Source organism: Enterobacter sp. QK-SA4 (assembly GCF_056856775.1).
Window position 1 is genome coordinate 2,009,617 of sequence record NZ_JBXFXH010000007.1, and the last position, 17,223, is coordinate 2,026,839.

Genomic DNA, 17,223 nt, shown 5'->3' on the forward strand with positions numbered 1-17,223 from the left:
AAGTGAAATACCTGCTGTGTTGTTTCCATGCCTATCGGCAACCCCGCAGGTAAACTTGATGCTGAAACCGCGTCCATAAGAAAATAATATTTTTATGGGTTTATTATTAAAAAGTTAATACTTTATCGGCGGACAGCGTCCACTCGGCCAGCTCAACCAGCGTACCAATCTCTACGCCAGCAATCAGCGGCAGACCGGTAATGCCGCGGCCGTCGGTGCAGGTCTTGCACAGCTTCACCGGCACGTTTTGCGCGGTGAGGATCTCCAGCATCTGCTGAATGTTATAGCCCTCTGCCGGTTTTTGACCCTTCAGCCCCGCGGTGACCGCGTCCGACATTAAAAAGAGTCTTAACGCCAGGTCGCTCTCTTTTTCACGCAGCGCAATCGCCAGGCGCAGACTGTTGAAAAGGGATTCGCTGCCGTAAGCCGCACCGTTGGCGACGATCACAATCTTTTGCATGTTGACTCCTGTTCTTATAAAGGCACGAATATTGCTTAGCTTTTCCAAGTTTCGCTGTTCTGGAGAGTAAGCATGACATTAATGGCTGGCATTTCGCCAGGCGCTGGCGAATGGCTCGAGCGCGCAAGGATGATGCGCCGGGAGCAGCTCAGCAAGCTGGCACAGCTTGGCGTGCTTGTGCACGGCATTAGCCAACTGGTGCATATGTTACAGTGCGAGCGTGGGGCGTCCAACGTCTGGCTCTGTTCACAGGGTAAGCTCTACGCTCCTGAATGCAAAGCCAGCCGGGCGCTGGTGGATGAAAACCTCGCTGCACTTTATGACATTCTTGAAAAACAGTCGCCGATCCCGGGAAGTACGGTCTGTGAACGCATCGGCGGCGCGCTCCTGAGCCTTGATATGCTTCCCGCGCTGCGCGACGGTGTTATTCAGCAAACGGTAACGGCGCCGCAGGCGATGGAACACTACTCCCGCATGCTTCGCCATCTGCTCAGTATCGTACCGCAGCTCAATGACAGCATTGACGATCCGCAAATCGCCGGGCGTTTTGTTGCCCTTTATAGCCTGATGCAGGGGAAAGAGCTGGCGGGACAGGAACGGGCCCTGGGAGCGATTGGCTTCACGCAGGGCTTTTTCGATGATGTGACTCGCCAGAGGTTGGTTGACCGCATCGACGGGCAGCAGGCCTGCTTTGAAATTTTTCTCTCACACAGCTCTGCTGATGTCCAGACCACCTTTTCCCTGCACTGTCAGCCCGATCGTGAAACGGAGCAGCTACGAAGGGTGGCCTGCACCCGCCAGCCCGCCGCCGATAACGGCCTTACCGCTCTGGCCTGGTTTGCTCTGCAAACCGCGCGCCTTGAGCATCTGCGCACGCTGGAGGAGACGCTCATCGCCGATCTGATGACGGCGGTGGACGAGCGTATTTACCGTAACGATGAGTACGTGCCTCCCGCCGATGAGCAGGACGATCCGCTGATACAGTATCCGGAAAAACCGTTGCTCACCCTGGTGCGCCAGCAGGCGCGCGAGATAGAACAGCTCTCGCGCCAGCTTGCATCGCTGCGCGACACGCTTGAAGAGCGCAAAGTCATTGATAAAACGAAAAGCCTGCTGATGACCCACCAGAATATGAGTGAGGAACAGGCCTGGACGGCGCTGCGCAAAATGGCGATGGACAAGAACCAAAGGATGGTGGATATCGCCCGCGCGCTGCTGATGGTGAAGAATTTATGGCAGATAATACCAAAGGAGTAGCTGCACGGTCAGCGGGCATTTTATGCCTGATTAAGGTGCGTGCAGGCGAGGGGAGTTCGGTTAGCGCCCCGGAAAAAGCGGGTTAAAACCTGGCATTCACTTTGCATTATCAGATTAACCATTTTTGACGATGCGCCAACGGCGGTGCATGCGTCTTCGGGATAAAGGCGTCCACTGGTGCTTCGGCATCGTGGGCGCTTTTTTTTGGTTTTTATTCAGGAGTGGTCATGGCGGATTTGTCGAGACGGCGTTTTTTGCAGGCCAGCGTGCTGGCCAGTGGTGCAATGCTGTTACCGGGTATCATGCAGGCCGCATGGGCGGCAGGCTCGGATAAACCGGAGCAGGAAACGGTGCGCATCGGGTTTATCCCGCTGACCGACTGCGCCCCGGTGGTTATCGCAGCGCTGAAAGACTTTGATAAAAAATACGGCATTACCATCGTGCCCACCAAAGAGGCGAGCTGGGCGGCGGTGCGCGACAAGCTGGTGGCGGGCGAGCTTGATGCCGCGCACATTCTCTACGGCCTGCTGTACGGCCTGGAGCTGGGCATTGCCGGCAAGCCGCAGCAGATGGCAAACCTGATGACGCTTAATCAGAACGGCCAGGCGATTACGCTTTCCAGCGATCTGGCGGAGAAGGGCGTTCGAGACCTTGACGGGCTGAAAAAGCTGATTGGTCAGCAGGCGCCCGGCACCTACACCTTCGCGCACACCTTCCCGACCGGGACGCACGCCATGTGGCTGTACTACTGGCTGGCCAGCGCGGGCATTAACCCCTTTGACGACGTGCGCACGGTAGTGGTGCCGCCGCCGCAGATGGTGATGAACATGCGCATTGGCAACATGGTCGGCTTTTGCGTCGGCGAGCCGTGGAACGCACGTGCCATCAACGACCGCATCGGTTTTACCGCCGCCACGTCGCAGTCCATCTGGGCCGATCATCCGGAAAAAATCCTCGGCACGCGTCGCGACTGGGTGGAGAAAAACCCGCACACCGCGCGGGCGCTGGTGAGCGCGATACTGGAGGCGGCGCGCTGGATCGAAGCCTCCCCGGAAAACAAACGCGAGACCGCGCAGATCCTCTCCCGCCGGGCGTGGCTCAACTGCAAGGAACAGTATCTCACCGGACGCATGCTCGGCGAGTACGACAACGGCCTGGGCCAGCGCTGGCAGGACGCGCACCCGATCCGCTTCTTCAACGAGGGGGCCGTCAGCTACCCATATCTCTCAGACGGCATGTGGTTCTTAACCCAGTTCCGCCGCTGGGGCTTGCTCAAATCCGCGCCGGACTACGCGGGTATTGCACAGCGCATTAACCAGACCGCGGTCTGGCAGGATGCCGCCACGGCGGTGGGGGGCATCAGCACACCGACTTCACCATTACGCAGCAGCACATTGATGGACGGCACCGTCTGGAACGGTACCGATCCGGAAGGATACGCCAGCCGTTTCGCTATTCACCGTAAAGGGGCCTGATTATGCAGCATCTGCAAAAGACGAATTCACACGAGACGCCGGAGAGTGGAGAGGTGATTCTCCTGCCTCCGGTGCAGGTTCGCCGCCGTACGCCGACGTTTGCGCGTCGGATTAATGCGATCCTTCAGCGCATCATCCCGGCGTTTCTCGGTCTGGGACTGCTGGTGGTGCTCTGGCAGCTGGCGGCGATTAACAGCAAAGGTTTCCCGACGCCGCTCAGCACGCTCGATTCCGCCATCACCCTGTTTGCCGATCCGTTTTATCGCGACGGGCCAAACGACATGGGCATCGGCTGGAACGTGCTCGCCTCATTACAGCGCGTGGCGGTGGGGTTTGGCCTGGCCGCGCTCGCCGGGATCCCGCTCGGCTTCCTGATTGGTCGCTTCACCTTTTTCTCTCGCATGTTCGGCCCGCTGATCGCGCTGTTACGCCCGGTTAGCCCGCTGGCCTGGCTTCCCATCGGCCTGCTGCTGTTTCAGAAAGCGGAGCCCGCGTCGAGCTGGACCATTTTTATCTGCTCCATCTGGCCGATGGTGATCAACACCGCCGAAGGCGTGCGGTGTATTCCGCAGGACTACCTTAACGTCGCCCGGGTGCTGCAGCTTTCCGAGTGGACCATCATGCGCCGCATTCTCTTCCCGGCGGTGCTGCCCGCGGTGCTGACCGGGGTGCGTCTGTCCATCGGCATCGCCTGGCTGGTGATCGTCGCCGCCGAGATGCTCACCGGCGGTTTAGGGATCGGCTTCTGGATCTGGAACGAGTGGAACAACCTCAACGTCGAAAACATTCTCATCGCCATCGTCATCATTGGCGTGGTCGGGTTGCTGCTGGAGCAGGGGCTGATGCTGATCGCCCGTCGCTTTAGCTGGCAGGAAAAATAAGGAGCGAACATGAAACCATTAATCCAGGTCCAGGCCGTGAGCCAGCGTTTTTCCACCGCCAGCGGCGAATTTCTGGCGCTGCAGAACGTCTCCTTTGATATCCATGAGGGCGAAACCGTCAGCCTGATTGGGCACTCCGGCTGCGGTAAATCGACGCTCCTTAACCTTATCGCTGGGATCACGCTGCCGACGGAAGGCGGGCTGATTTGCGACAACCGCGAAATTGCCGGGCCGGGCCCGGAGCGCGCGGTGGTATTCCAGAACCATTCGCTGCTGCCGTGGCTCACCTGCTTCGACAACGTGGCCCTGGCGGTCGATCACGTGTTTCGCCACAGCATGAGCAAGGCGGAGCGCCGGGAGTGGATTGAGCACAACCTCGACCGCGTGCAGATGGGGCACGCCCTGCACAAGCGCCCGGGGGAGATCTCCGGCGGCATGAAGCAGCGCGTCGGGATTGCCCGCGCGCTGGCGATGAAGCCGAAAGTCCTGCTGATGGATGAACCCTTCGGCGCGCTGGATGCGCTGACGCGCGCCCATCTGCAGGACTCGGTGATGCAGATCCAGCAGGCGCTGAACACCACCATCGTGCTGATTACCCACGACGTGGACGAGGCGGTGCTGCTCTCCGATCGCGTGCTGATGATGACTAACGGCCCGGCGGCGACCGTCGGGGAGATCCTGCACGTTGACCTGCCGCGCCCGCGTAACCGGGTGCAGCTGGCTGACGACAGCCGCTATCACCACATGCGCCAGCAGATCCTGCATTTCCTCTATGAAAAGCAGCCGAAAGCGGCGTAGCGAGGGGGCTTTGATGCGACTGGTCATTATCGGAAATGGCATGGCGGCCACGCGGCTGATTGCCTCGCTCACCGGGCGTGCTGCCGATCGTTTCGCAATTACCGTCATCGGTGATGAGCCGGAGCATGCCTATAACCGCATCCAGCTTTCGCCGGTGCTGGGCGGTGAAAAAACGGCGGCGGGCATCAGTCTTCAGAATGACGACTGGTACCAGGAACGGGGCGTGACGGTGCTGCGGGGCGAAAAGGCGCTCGCCGTGAACGTGGACGCGCGGGAAGTGCAAACCACTGCCCGCACGCTGGGCTGGGATGCGCTGGTGTTTGCCACCGGATCAACGCCCTTTGTTCCGCCAATTCGCGGCTGCGATGCGCCGCATGTGTTCACGTTCCGTACCCTGGCAGATACCCGGGCCATTCAGGCGATCGCCGGTCCGGCGGTGGTGCTGGGCGGCGGCGTGCTCGGGGTTGAGGCGGCGGCTGCGCTGGCGCGTTCAGGTGACGAGGTCACGCTTGTTCATCGCGGTCCGTGGCTGATGGAGCAGCAGCTGGATGAGCAGGCGGGCGTGCTGCTGGAAGAGGCGCTGGCGGCGCGGGGCGTGCGCTGTGAGCTCGCCTCTGGCATCGCGGCGATTGACGGGAATAGCGTGACGCTGCTGAACGGACGCAGAATCGCCGCCGCGCGCGTGGTGCTAGCGACCGGCGTGCAGCCCAGCGTCACGCTGGCGCAGGCCAGCGGCATTCGCTGCGCGCGCGGCATCGTGGTGGATCGCCAGATGCAAACCTCCGAGCCGGACGTCTACGCCATTGGCGAGTGCTGCGAAATTGACGGTCAGACGTTTGGCCTGGTCGCCCCCTGTCTGGCGCAGGCGGATATCCTTGCCGCCCGGCTGGCCGGAGACGTCACCGCGCCGTTTACCCTGACCGACAGCGGGATGCGCCTCAAGGTGACCGGCGTGGAGCTGTTCAGTCTCGGTCGCGCGGCAGAGCAGGAGGGCGACGTGGTCTGGAGCGCATGGGATCCGCTGACCCGTCACTATCGCCGTTTACTGATCAATCAAGGGGCGCTGGCTGGCGTACTGCTGATGGGCGACTGCCGCAGCGCGGCAACATTTACCGATTTACTGGCAACGGCTGCGCCCGCGCACGCGGACTGGCTGTTCGATCGTTTCACTACGCAACCGCAGGTTGCAGGACAGAATGCTATGACAAAACCTACTCTGGTGGTGGTTGGGCACGGTATGGTCGGCCATCATTTTCTCGAAGACTGCGTTAACCGCAATCTGCATCAGCAGTATCAGATCGTTGTCTTTGGCGAGGAGCGCTATGCCGCCTACGACCGCGTGCATCTGTCGGAATATTTTGGCGGCCGCAGCGCGGCGTCGCTTTCGCTGGTGGAGGAGGATTTCTTTGTCGACAACGGCATTGAGCTGCGCCTGTCGCAGCAGGTCGTCGCTATCGATCGCGACGCGCGCGTGGTGCGCACCGCCAGCGGGCACGAAACCCACTGGGACAAGCTGGTGCTGGCGACCGGCTCATACCCGTTCGTGCCGCCCGTGCCGGGCAACGATTTGCCGGGCTGTTTTGTCTACCGCACCCTTGACGACCTGGACAACATTGCTGCACATGCGGCGGGCTCGCGCCGCGGCGTGGTGATTGGCGGCGGCCTGCTCGGGCTGGAGGCGGCGAATGCCCTGAAGCAGCTCGGGCTGGAAACCCACTTGGTTGAGTTTGCGCCCAACCTGATGGCGGTCCAGCTCGACAACGACGGCGCGGCGATGCTGCGCAAGAAAATTGAGGCGCTGGGCGTCGGCGTTCACACCAGTAAAGCGACAACGGAGATCGCCACGGCGGACAGCGGGCTGGTGCTGCGCTTTGCCGATGGCGAACAGCTGGAAACGGACATGGTGGTCTTTTCTGCCGGCATTCGTCCGCAGGACGCGCTGGCGCGCAGCAGCGGGCTGGCTATCGGCGAACGCGGCGGGATCTGCATTGACGACGGCTGTCGCACCTCCGATCCGGACGTGCTGGCCATTGGTGAATGCGCCCTGTGGGAGGGGAAAATCTTCGGGCTGGTTGCGCCCGGCTATCAAATGGCGCGGGTGGCCGCCGCCGCGCTGGCGGGAGAGGATAAAACCTTCACCGGCGCGGATATGAGCACCAAACTCAAGCTACTCGGCGTGGACGTGGCCTCGTTCGGCGACGCCCACGGGCGCACGCCGGGGGCGCTGAGCTATCAGTGGACGCACGGCCCGCAGCAAATCTACAAGAAAATCGTGGTCAGCCACGACGGCAAAACGTTGCTCGGCGGCGTGCTGGTGGGTGACGCCAGCGAATACGCCACGCTGGTGCAGATGATGCTTAACGGCATCAGCCTGCCGAAAGAGCCGGAAACGCTCATTTTACCCGCGTCGTCAGGCAGCGCGCCGAAAGCGCTCGGCGTGGCGGCGCTGCCGGAAAGCGCGCAAATCTGTTCGTGTCATAACGTCAGCAAAGGCGATATCTGCCGGGCGGTGAGCTCGGGCGCGGCGGATATCGGCGCCGTTAAGCAGTGCACCAAAGCGGCGACCGGCTGCGGGGGATGTAGCGCGCTGGTGAAGCAGGTGATGGAGTTCCAGCTGGCGGAGCAGGGCGTGGAGGTGAAAAAGGACATCTGCGAGCACTTCCCGTACTCGCGCCAGGAGATTTACCACCTCGTGCGCGTCAACCATATCCGCACCTTTGACCAGCTTATCAGCCGCTACGGACAGGGGCACGGATGTGAGATCTGCAAGCCGCTGGTGGGATCGGTGCTCGCCTCCTGCTGGAACGAGTATCTGCTGAAACCGGCACACCTGCCGCTGCAGGACACCAACGACCGCTACTTCGCCAACATCCAGAAGGACGGCACCTACTCCATCGTGCCGCGCATACCCGCAGGGGAAGTGACCGCCGACGGGCTGATCGCCATCGGCCAGATTGCGAAACGCTACAGCCTGTACAGCAAAATTACCGGCGGACAGCGAATCGACCTTTTCGGCGCCACTCTGGAACAGCTGCCTGAGATCTGGCAGGCGCTGGTCGAGGCCGGGTTTGAAACCGGGCACGCTTACGGGAAATCCCTGCGCACGGTGAAATCCTGCGTCGGTTCAACCTGGTGCCGCTACGGGGTGCAGGACTCCACCGGCCTCGCGGTCAGGCTTGAGCACCGCTACAAGGGGCTGCGCGCGCCGCACAAAATCAAAATGGCGGTCTCCGGCTGCACCCGCGAGTGCGCGGAGGCGCAGAGCAAAGACGTGGGGGTGATTGCCACCGATAAAGGCTGGAACCTCTATCTGTGCGGCAACGGCGGGATGAAGCCGCGCCACGCGGATCTCTTCGCCAGCGATCTGGACGACGAAACGCTGATCCGCACCGTCGACCGTTTCCTGATGTTTTACATCCGCACGGCGGATCGCCTGCAGCGCACCAGCACCTGGATGGACAACCTTGAGGGCGGCCTCGACTATCTGCGCGAGGTGATCCTCAACGACAGCCTCGGCATCGCCCACGAGCTGGAGCAGGAGATGGCCCGGGTGGTGGAAACCTATCAGTGCGAATGGCAAACCACGCTCAGCGATCCCAACCGTCTGGCGCTGTTCCGCACGACGGTGAACGAGACCGCGCCGGATGAAAGCAAGCGCTGGCAGGAAATCTGCGGCATCGACGATATCCCCGAGCAGGCGGGCATCGGCGCGCGGCTTGGACGTAAGCCGATTGCGCTCTTCCGCTTTGGCAAAACCGTTTACGCCCTCGACGATCGGGAGCCGGGCGGCGAGGCGAACGTGCTTTCACGCGGCATTCTTGGCGATGCGGCGGGCGAGCCGGTGGTGATTTCACCGCTCTACAAGCAGCGCATTCGCCTGCGCGACGGCTGTCAGGCAGAGAACGGCGAACCCGCGGTGCGCGCCTGGCCGGTGAAAATTGAAAACGGCAAGGTGTGGGTTGGCAGCGACGCCCTGGTAATGCGTGCGGAGGCCTCATGACGGAAACCCGGACAACGTGCCCCTACTGCGGGGTCGGCTGCGGCGTGGTCGCGCGCATGGAAGGTGAAGCGGTTAGCGTTCGGGGAGATGAAACCCATCCAGCGAACCTGGGTCGCCTGTGCGTGAAAGGATCGGCCCTGGGGGAAACGACGGGCTTACAGGGGCGGCTTTTGCGCCCGGTCGTTGACGGCCTTGAGGTGGACTGGGCGCAGGCGCTGAACGCGGCGGGGGAGCGTCTGCGGGAGATTATCGACACATGGGGACCGCAGGCGGTGGCGTTTTACGCCTCCGGACAATTGCTTACCGAGGACTACTACGCCGCCAACAAGCTGATGAAAGGGTTTATCGGTGCGGCAAACATCGATACTAACTCCCGGCTCTGTATGTCCTCGGCGGTGGTGGGCTACAAGCGCGCCTTTGGCGAAGACGTGGTGCCGTGCAGCTATGAGGATGTGGAAAACAGCGATCTGGTGGTGCTGGCTGGCTCGAACGCGGCCTGGACGCATCCGGTGCTCTATCAGCGGCTGGTGCAGGCGAAGCGCAACAACCCGCAGATGAAGGTGGTGGTAATCGATCCGCGCAGAACCGCCACATGTGATATTGCTGACCTGCATCTGGTGCTCGCCCCCGGCAGCGACGCCGGGCTGTTTGTCGGTCTGCTTAATGTGATTCAGGGAACGGATGAGTGGCCTGTTGAGCGCGTGGCGGCGTTTTGCGGCCTCTCGCCGCAGGATATTGGCACCTTTTACGACTGGTTTATGACAGCGCCCCGGGCCATCACGCTCTACACCATGGGGATCAACCAGTCCACCAGCGGCAGCGACAAGTGTAACGCCATCATTAACGTTCATCTTACCAGCGGGAAGTTCAACCGTCCGGGCTGCGGCCCGTTTTCGCTGACCGGACAGCCAAACGCGATGGGCGGACGGGAAGTTGGCGGACTGGCGAACCAGCTGGCGGCACACATGAACTTTGAGCCGGACGATCTTTCGCGGGTGGCGCGTTTCTGGGGAACGGAACGGCTGGCGCAGACGCCGGGCCTGATGGCGGTGGAGCTGTTTGACGCCATTGCCCGCGGTGAGGTGAAGGCGGTGTGGATTATGGGCACCAACCCTGCCGTGTCGCTGCCGGACAGCCACGCGGTGTGTCAGGCGCTGGCGGGCTGCCCGCTGGTGATGGTCTCTGAGGTGATGAACGATACAGATACCAGCCGGTTCGCCCATATCCGTTTTCCGGCGCTGGGCTGGGGAGAGAAGGACGGGACGGTGACCAATTCCGAGCGTCGCATTTCGCGCCAGCGCGCGTTTCTGCCTGCGCCGGGCGAAGCGAAGCCGGACTGGTGGATCGTCGCGCAGATGGCGAAACGGCTGGGCTACGGCGAGGCCTTTGCCTGGCAACATCCGCACGAGATTTTTTGCGAACATGCAGCGTTGACGGCCTTTGAAAATGACGGCGCGCGGGCATTTAATCTTCATGAACTGGCTGCGCTAACCCGTGAGGAGTGGGATCAGCTTGAGCCTTATCAGTGGCCGACGGGGAATTTTCCGCGCCGAAACATCGTTCCCGTTAACCCTCTGTCGCACGGTGCGACGGTCAGCGCGTTGTACCCGCTGATTCTCAACTCGGGGCGCATACGCGATCAGTGGCATACCATGACCCGAACGGGATACGTGGCCAGACTGATGCAGCATATCGCCGAACCGTTTGTTGAGGTTTGCCCCGCAGACGCGGTTCGGTTTTCCCTGTGCGACGGCCAGCTGGCGCGCATCAGCTCGCCGCGCGGCGTGATGGTCGTCAGAGTACGAATCAATGACGGGATACGGGAAGGCGAGGCGTTTGCCCCGATGCACTGGAACGCTGAGTTTTCCCGCCAGGGAAAGGTGAATGCGCTGGTGGAAGGGCGCTGCGATCCGGTTTCTGGCCAGCCGGAGAGTAAACAAACCGCGGTCAGAATTCTGCCGTGGCAGCCCGCCTGGCAGGGGGAACTCTATGCCCGGGAATGGCCGGAAATGCCCTCTTCGGCTTACTGGTGGCGTAAAGCCTCACGCCTGACGGTGGCGGGCGATCAACCGCTGCTGTCGTGGGTAATGGATTACGCCGGCGTCCGGGGCTGGCAGCTGCAGGTTGCGCAAACCGGCGAACGCAGCAGCGTGCTGGCCTGGCATGAAGGCCAGCTGATGCTGGGCTTCTGGGAGGGCACTGCGTTACCGGCGCTGGCGCATACGGTGATTGAAGCCGCTTTTCAATCCCCACCCGTGCTGGCCTCAGAACGTCACGCCTTGCTGAACGGACAGAGCGTCGGGAAGGAAGCGGATCCGGGACGCATCATCTGCAGCTGTTTCAGCGTCGGGGAGAATACGATACGGGAGGCGATCGTTGGCGGGTGTGATTCCGTAACCGCGCTGGGGGCGAAGCTGCGCTGTGGTACGAACTGTGGTTCCTGCGTGCCGGAGCTGAAAGGGCTGTTTCAGGATAATCCTGAAATGTCCGCCAGGACTGCATTTCAGGGCTTATCGCGTTAACATAATAAGAGTTTATTCATAAACACAGGTTCTTATTGACGACGTTGATGGCTGTATCGTCCCGCATTCGTTTGCTGTTTTTACTCCCCCTTCTTACGGTCGGAGCCGTTCACGGTGCGCCGAATTCCTTTATCCAGCAGGCACAAAATCCCTTTGATAATGACGGGGATAATCTGCCTGACCTCGGTATGGCCGCCCCAACCGGGGAGGGGGAAAAACACCTGGCCGAAATGGCGAAAGCCTTTGGTGAAGCCAGCATGACCGACAATGGCCTGACAACGGGCGAGCAGGCGCGTCAGTTCGCGTTTGGTCAGGTGCGCGACGCGGTAAGCGGCGAAGTGAACCAGCAGATTGAATCCTGGCTTTCGCCCTGGGGGAACGCCAGCGTGAACCTACTGGTGGATAACGATGGCAAATTTAACGGCAGCAGCGGGAGCTGGTTTATCCCCTGGAACGATAACAACCGTTATCTGAGCTGGAGCCAGCTTGGCCTGACCCAGCAGACGGATGGCCTGGTCAGTAACGCAGGAATTGGTCAGCGCTGGATCGCCGGGAAATGGCTGCTGGGTTACAACACCTTTTACGATAACCTCCTGGATGAAAACCTGCAGCGTGCCGGGCTGGGCGCGGAAGCGTGGGGGGAAAATCTGCGCCTGTCAGCGAACTATTATCAGCCCTTTGCCGGCTGGCGCGACCGCTCCGACGTCCAGGAGCAGCGTATGGCGCGCGGATATGACGTCACCGCTAAAGCCTGGCTGCCGTGGTTCCATCATCTGAATACCAGCGTGAGCTTCGAGCAATACTTTGGCGATAACGTCGATCTCTTCAACAGCGGAACGGGCTATCACAATCCGGTGGCGGTGAATCTGGGGCTTAACTATACCCCCGTTCCGCTGGTCACCCTGACCGCCGCGCACAAGCAGGGCGAAAGTGGCGAGAGCCAGAATAACCTCGGGCTGAAGCTCAACTATCGCTTTGGCGTGCCGCTGGTGAAGCAGCTTTCCGCCGGTGAAGTCGCCGCCACGCGCTCCCTGCGCGGAAGCCGCTACGACTCGCCGGAGCGCAATAGCCTGCCGGTAATGGAGTTCCGCCAGCGTAAAACGCTGTCCGTCTGGCTGGCAACGCCGCCGTGGGATCTGAAAGGGGGCGAGACCGTTATGCTGAAGCTTCAGGTTCGCAGCGCGAACGGCATTCGTCAGATCCACTGGCAGGGGGATACGCAGGCGCTGAGCCTGACGTCGCCGGCCAAAAGCAACAGCAGCGACGGCTGGAGTGTGATTATGCCTGCCTGGAATGACGGTGAAGGGGCAACAAACCGCTGGCACCTGTCGGCGGTGGTGGAAGATGAGAAAGGCCAGCGCGTCTCGTCCAATGAGATCGTGCTGACAGTCGTGCAGCCGCTGGTCGCATTGCCCGACAACGACCCGCGCTGGAAGCTTCTGCCGGAGGAGTAATCCTTAAAAAATGCGTTCCTGATGCACCCACACCGCGGCTTCAACGCGGGATTTAAGCTTCATTTTCTTCAGCATATGCTTCACGTGCACTTTGACCGTGCTTTCGGTGATGTCCAGGCGGCGGGCGATCATCTTGTTAGGCAGCCCCTGGGCAATGAGTTTGAGAATATCGCGCTCGCGCGGCGTTAACTGGCTGACGTCGCGGTCAGAGGTGGCGCGATTGGCGCGCAGGCTGGCGGCCAGCACCGGCGTTAAGGCTTCGCTGAGAACCATCTCGCCCGCCGCGGCCTGCTGCAGCGCCTTAAGCAAGTCTTCCGGCTCCATATCCTTGAGCAGATAACCATCCGCCCCGCGCTTCAGCGCCGTGACCACATCCTCTTCATGGTTCGACACGCTAAAGACGACGATGCGCCCGGAAAGCGATTTTTCCCGCAGCTTGTCGAGGGTTTCCAGACCGTTCATGCCGGGCATATTCAGATCGAGCAGGATCAGGTCGGGATCGAGGGATTCGGCAAGCTCAATGCCCTGTTCACCGTTGCTGGCTTCGCCCACCACGGTGATATCGGGCGCCATGCTGACCAGCTGTTTCACGCCAGTACGCAGCATCGGATGGTCGTCGATCAGCAGGATGGATGCCGGTTCCTGATTAGTCATGGGTTTCTCCTTGAGCAGTTGTAAGCGGTTTCTCGGGAATAAAGGTGACAACAACTTCCGTGCCGCCCGTCTCTCTCCGGCGAACCTGGCAATCACCGCGCAGGCTTTGGGCGCGGTCTCGCATAATAATTAAACCATAGTGGTTAGTGCGTTCGGCATTTTCCGGCACGCCGCGGCCGTTGTCGTGAACCGTCAGTTTGACCTGATTGTCGTGCTGGCTGACGGTGACCGTGACCGCTGTTGCTTCAGCGTGTTTAAGCACGTTGCTCAGCGCTTCGCGGGCGATCTGCAGCAGATGAATCGCCTGATGGGAAGGGACAAGCCGCGGCGGCAGCTGGTAATCCAGCTTCACCGGGAAGCCAAGCCGGGCGCTAAATTCCTGGCAGCTGGATTCCAGCGCCGGGCGCAGCCCCGGCTCGGTCAGCTGCAGACGGAAGGTAGTCAGCAGCTCGCGCAGCTGTATCCAGGAGGTGTTCAGCTCGTTGCGGATCTGGCTCAGCAGCTGCTTGTTGCTTTCGGGCATCTCCGCATCCTGCATCTGCAGGCAGCTCACCTGCATTTTCATACAGGAGAGCGACTGGGCAATCGAGTCGTGAAGCTCGCGGGCGATGGTCGCGCGCTCTTCCATGACGATCAGCTGCTGCTGCTTTTCCTGATGCCTGTCGAGCGCCAGCGTGGCCGTGAGCTGTTCGACCAGCGTATCAACCAGCTGCTGCTGGTCGTGGCTCAGGTGACGCCCGGCTGGCAGCGTTGCCAGCAGAATACCGTACTGGGTGTGGCTGTCGGTCAGACGCCACTTGAGAGTGGTGCCGCCGGACGTCAGAGGCGGCAGGCCGCGAGGGCAAAGATGGCAGCCTTTGTCATCGCAGGACATATCCGACTGACAGGTAAATTCCTGATGGTTATCTTCGTCTTCCACGTCGTAGACGCGCAGCTCAAGGTCGTGAAGGAGGGTCAGATTTTGCAGGCCGTTCAGCACCGGAGAGAGGCGCTCGCAGAGCGGCACCTGCATGTGCAGACGACGGTTGGCCTGCCACAGGAAGGAGAGGATCTCGTTTTTCTGCTCCAGTCCGGCCGTTTTTTCCTGAACGCGCTGTTCCAGCACCGCGTAGCTCTCGGAGAGCTCTGCCGACATGGTGTTGAGCGCCTGGCCGAGCATGGCCATCTCGTTGCGCCCGCTGATGTGCGTGCGCTGGGTAAAATCGCGTGCGGTCACCGCGCGGGCCATTGCAAGCAGCTGTTTCCACGGGTTCAGCAGCCGCGCGCGCAGCCAGACGATGGTGAAGATCAGCAGCAGCCCCATAAACAGCGCCATTGCGCGGTGCACCATCACCACCCGGTCGATGCGTAATTCGGTTGTCTGGTCAAAAGCGGAGACCAGCGCATCAATACGTGAGACGAACCCCGCGACGTCTTGCGCAACGGTTTCTGTGCTTCGCGCCTGTTTCAGCCCGGGCTGCAGTTGGGTGTGCCAGTAGCCCTGAAGGGCGTTAAGCTGGGATTGCTGACCGGCGCGGATGGCGGCGTTTTCCAGCTCGGGGCTGAAGACCGTGCGCTCCATCTCATCAATCAGGGGCCGATCGTCCTGCGTCAGGGGGACCGACGCCAGCAGGCGATAACTCTGCATGCGTAGCGAGCCTGCCTCGTTGATGGCATGCGCATTACCCTGTACGCCCTGTACCAGCCAGCCGGAGATCGCCATGCCGGTCACGCCGATGGCGGTGGACAGCAAAACAATCAGAGCGAGCTGATTCACGAGCGTCAGCGGAGATAAACATCTTTTTAACATAGAGGTGGCGTGCTCCTGACGTGGCCTGCTTGCAGGAATGGCGCTATTCTGGTGCATACCCTGGAGTATACCCATACCAATAAAGGATTACCCCTAAATTGCCAACGGAGTAGGGGGAAGGAGGTGGAGGTAGCCAGGAACCTTCAGTGCCGTGAAAAACCACGTCTTTTTTACCGAATTTGCCTACTCACTAAGGATAAGACCTTTTTTTGCGCCGCAAATCCTCCCACTTTTCCTTTGATTTATATCAACTTACCGCCGCCCTAAAACCCTAATGTTTGCAGCATCATTCGAGAATCAGAGGTGTCTATGAGTCACTCATCCGCTCCCGAAAGGGAAAATGGTGCCGTTATTACTGACTGGCGTCCAGAGGATCCGGCGTTCTGGCAACAGCGCGGCCATCGTGTAGCCAGCCGGAATCTGTGGATTTCCGTGCCGTGCTTGTTATTAGCGTTTTGCGTATGGATGTTGTTTAGCGCGGTGGCGGTAAACTTGCCGAAAGTCGGCTCCACGTTTACGACCGATCAGCTGTTCATGCTGACCGCGCTGCCGTCGCTGTCCGGCGCGCTGCTGCGTGTACCTTACGCGTTTATGGTGCCGGTGTTTGGCGGTCGTCGCTGGACGGCGTTCAGTACGGGCATCATGATCGTCCCCTGCGTGTGGCTCGGCTTCGCGGTGCAGGATACCTCTACGCCGTTTAGCGTATTTGTGATTATCTCCCTGCTGTGCGGTTTTGCGGGCGCGAACTTCGCCTCCAGCATGGCGAACATCAGCTTCTTCTTCCCGAAAGCGAAGCAGGGCGGCGCGCTGGGTATTAACGGCGGCCTGGGGAATATGGGCGTTAGCGTGATGCAGCTCATTGCCCCGCTGGCGATCTCGGTCTCCATTTTTGCGGCCTTTGGCGGCGGTGGCGTTGAACAGGCGAATGGTTCTTATCTGTACCTGCAAAACGCAGCGTGGATTTGGGTGCCGTTCCTGGTGATCTTCACCCTCGCAGCCTGGTTCTTTATGAATGACCTGTCCGCGTCGAAAGCGTCTCTGAGCGAGCAGCTTCCGGTGCTGAAGCGTGGACACCTCTGGGTGATGGCGCTGCTGTATCTGGCAACCTTCGGTTCGTTTATCGGCTTCTCGGCGGGCTTCGCGATGCTGTCGAAAACGCAGTTCCCGGACGTGCAGATCCTGCAGTTCGCCTTCTTCGGTCCATTTATTGGCGCCCTTGCTCGCTCGTTGGGCGGCATGGTCTCTGACCGCCTGGGCGGTACCCGCGTGACGCTGGTCAACTTCGTCGTGATGGCAGTCTTCTGCGCGCTGCTGTTCCTGACGCTGCCCGCCGACGGACAGGGTGGTAACTTCATCGCCTTCTTCGGCGTATTTATGGTGCTGTTCCTGACGGCCGGGCTGGGGAGTGCATCCACCTTCCAGATGATCTCCGTGATCTTCCGTAAGCTGACCATGGATCGCGTGAAGGCGCAGGGCGGGAGCGAAGAGCAGGCCATGCGCGAAGCGGCGACGGATACGGCCGCAGCGCTGGGCTTTATCTCTGCCATCGGCGCGATTGGCGGCTTCTTTATCCCGAAAGCGTTCGGTATCTCTCTGGATCTGACCGGCTCACCGGCCGGCGCCATGAAAGTTTTCCTCGTCTTCTATATCGCCTGCGTCGTGATTACGTGGCTGGTATATGGCCGTAATACCAAGAAAAATAAGTAAGTGTGATTATCCGTTTACGCGGCCTTCGGGCCGCGTTTTTTTTCCAGCATAATAGTTACAACATACTTACGGCTTTTACGGCAGACGCCTGCGGCGGCACTGTGATCGCCATCGCTTTGCAGGTGGGTCTACCCCTTAATACCTGAGATGTTAAATGTTGACTGGTTTTTTGTACGATAAATTAAAAATAACTATATATTTCATATTGATATGAATTTTTTGAAGA

Annotated in this window: 11 protein-coding genes; 8 read left to right on the forward strand and 3 right to left on the reverse strand. The window is 60.4% G+C overall.

Translation table 11 applies throughout. The features are described 5' to 3' along the window. Positions 1–106 precede the first annotated feature (106 nt). The gene (locus AC1VYI_RS11125; protein ID WP_134866095.1) at positions 107–460 is read right to left on the reverse strand and encodes a DsrE/DsrF/TusD sulfur relay family protein; all 354 of its coding nucleotides are present in this window, start codon (positions 458–460) and stop codon (positions 107–109) included. 72 nt (positions 461–532) lie between these two features. Here AC1VYI_RS11125 and nasR point away from each other — a divergent pair, with 72 nt between their 5' ends. The 7 genes from nasR (at position 533) to AC1VYI_RS11160 (ending at position 12,847) form a co-directional block, all read left to right on the forward strand. Further along, on the forward strand, positions 533–1,717 hold the full coding sequence (nasR, locus tag AC1VYI_RS11130) for a nitrate regulatory protein NasR (RefSeq protein ID WP_134866096.1): 1,185 nt from the start codon (positions 533–535) through the stop codon (positions 1,715–1,717). Positions 1,718–1,944: 227 nt separating this feature from the next. Next, positions 1,945–3,192: a CmpA/NrtA family ABC transporter substrate-binding protein gene (locus AC1VYI_RS11135; protein WP_226483943.1), complete on the forward strand. Its 1,248-nt coding sequence runs from the start codon at positions 1,945–1,947 to the stop codon at positions 3,190–3,192. 2 nt (positions 3,193–3,194) lie between these two features. Continuing rightward, positions 3,195–4,073 (forward strand): nitrate ABC transporter permease, encoded by an 879-nt coding sequence (ntrB, locus tag AC1VYI_RS11140; protein WP_109845039.1) that lies wholly within the window; start codon positions 3,195–3,197, stop codon positions 4,071–4,073. A gap of 9 nt (positions 4,074–4,082) precedes the next feature. Beyond that, positions 4,083–4,871, forward strand: a complete 789-nt coding sequence (locus AC1VYI_RS11145) for an ABC transporter ATP-binding protein (RefSeq protein ID WP_021240347.1) — start codon at positions 4,083–4,085, stop codon at positions 4,869–4,871. Between the two features lie 13 nt (positions 4,872–4,884). Continuing rightward, a complete protein-coding gene (gene nirB, locus AC1VYI_RS11150; protein WP_226483941.1) occupies positions 4,885–8,871 on the forward strand; it encodes a nitrite reductase large subunit NirB in 3,987 nt (1,328 codons plus the stop codon). Beyond that, entirely contained in the window at positions 8,868–11,393 is a 2,526-nt protein-coding gene (locus tag AC1VYI_RS11155) for a nitrate reductase (protein WP_226483939.1), read from the forward strand. The genes nirB and AC1VYI_RS11155 overlap by 4 nt, the downstream gene beginning before the upstream one ends. A gap of 47 nt (positions 11,394–11,440) precedes the next feature. Then, positions 11,441–12,847, forward strand: a complete 1,407-nt coding sequence (locus tag AC1VYI_RS11160) for a YchO/YchP family invasin (protein ID WP_023312113.1) — start codon at positions 11,441–11,443, stop codon at positions 12,845–12,847. Positions 12,848–12,850: 3 nt separating this feature from the next. On the opposite strand, the gene narL is transcribed toward AC1VYI_RS11160, so the two are convergent. Continuing rightward, positions 12,851–13,501, reverse strand: a complete 651-nt coding sequence (gene narL, locus AC1VYI_RS11165) for a two-component system response regulator NarL (RefSeq protein ID WP_008499531.1) — start codon at positions 13,499–13,501, stop codon at positions 12,851–12,853. Continuing rightward, the gene (gene narX, locus AC1VYI_RS11170) at positions 13,494–15,290 is read right to left on the reverse strand and encodes a nitrate/nitrite two-component system sensor histidine kinase NarX (protein ID WP_023312112.1); all 1,797 of its coding nucleotides are present in this window, start codon (positions 15,288–15,290) and stop codon (positions 13,494–13,496) included. Before narX ends, narL begins: the two co-directional genes overlap by 8 nt. Positions 15,291–15,599: 309 nt before the next feature. Here narX and AC1VYI_RS11175 point away from each other — a divergent pair, with 309 nt between their 5' ends. Beyond that, positions 15,600–16,997 (forward strand): NarK family nitrate/nitrite MFS transporter, encoded by a 1,398-nt coding sequence (locus AC1VYI_RS11175; protein WP_482881160.1) that lies wholly within the window; start codon positions 15,600–15,602, stop codon positions 16,995–16,997. Positions 16,998–17,223 lie beyond the last annotated feature (226 nt).

Coding starts and splice junctions, on each gene's coding strand:
- AC1VYI_RS11125 (WP_134866095.1), bottom strand. CDS start 460: ATGCAAAAGATTGTGATCGTCGCCAACGGTGCGGCTTACGGCAGCGAA.
- nasR (WP_134866096.1), top strand. CDS start 533: ATGACATTAATGGCTGGCATTTCGCCAGGCGCTGGCGAATGGCTCGAG.
- AC1VYI_RS11135 (WP_226483943.1), top strand. CDS start 1,945: ATGGCGGATTTGTCGAGACGGCGTTTTTTGCAGGCCAGCGTGCTGGCC.
- ntrB (WP_109845039.1), top strand. CDS start 3,195: ATGCAGCATCTGCAAAAGACGAATTCACACGAGACGCCGGAGAGTGGA.
- AC1VYI_RS11145 (WP_021240347.1), top strand. CDS start 4,083: ATGAAACCATTAATCCAGGTCCAGGCCGTGAGCCAGCGTTTTTCCACC.
- nirB (WP_226483941.1), top strand. CDS start 4,885: ATGCGACTGGTCATTATCGGAAATGGCATGGCGGCCACGCGGCTGATT.
- AC1VYI_RS11155 (WP_226483939.1), top strand. CDS start 8,868: ATGACGGAAACCCGGACAACGTGCCCCTACTGCGGGGTCGGCTGCGGC.
- AC1VYI_RS11160 (WP_023312113.1), top strand. CDS start 11,441: ATGGCTGTATCGTCCCGCATTCGTTTGCTGTTTTTACTCCCCCTTCTT.
- narL (WP_008499531.1), bottom strand. CDS start 13,501: ATGACTAATCAGGAACCGGCATCCATCCTGCTGATCGACGACCATCCG.
- narX (WP_023312112.1), bottom strand. CDS start 15,290: ATGTTAAAAAGATGTTTATCTCCGCTGACGCTCGTGAATCAGCTCGCT.
- AC1VYI_RS11175 (WP_482881160.1), top strand. CDS start 15,600: ATGAGTCACTCATCCGCTCCCGAAAGGGAAAATGGTGCCGTTATTACT.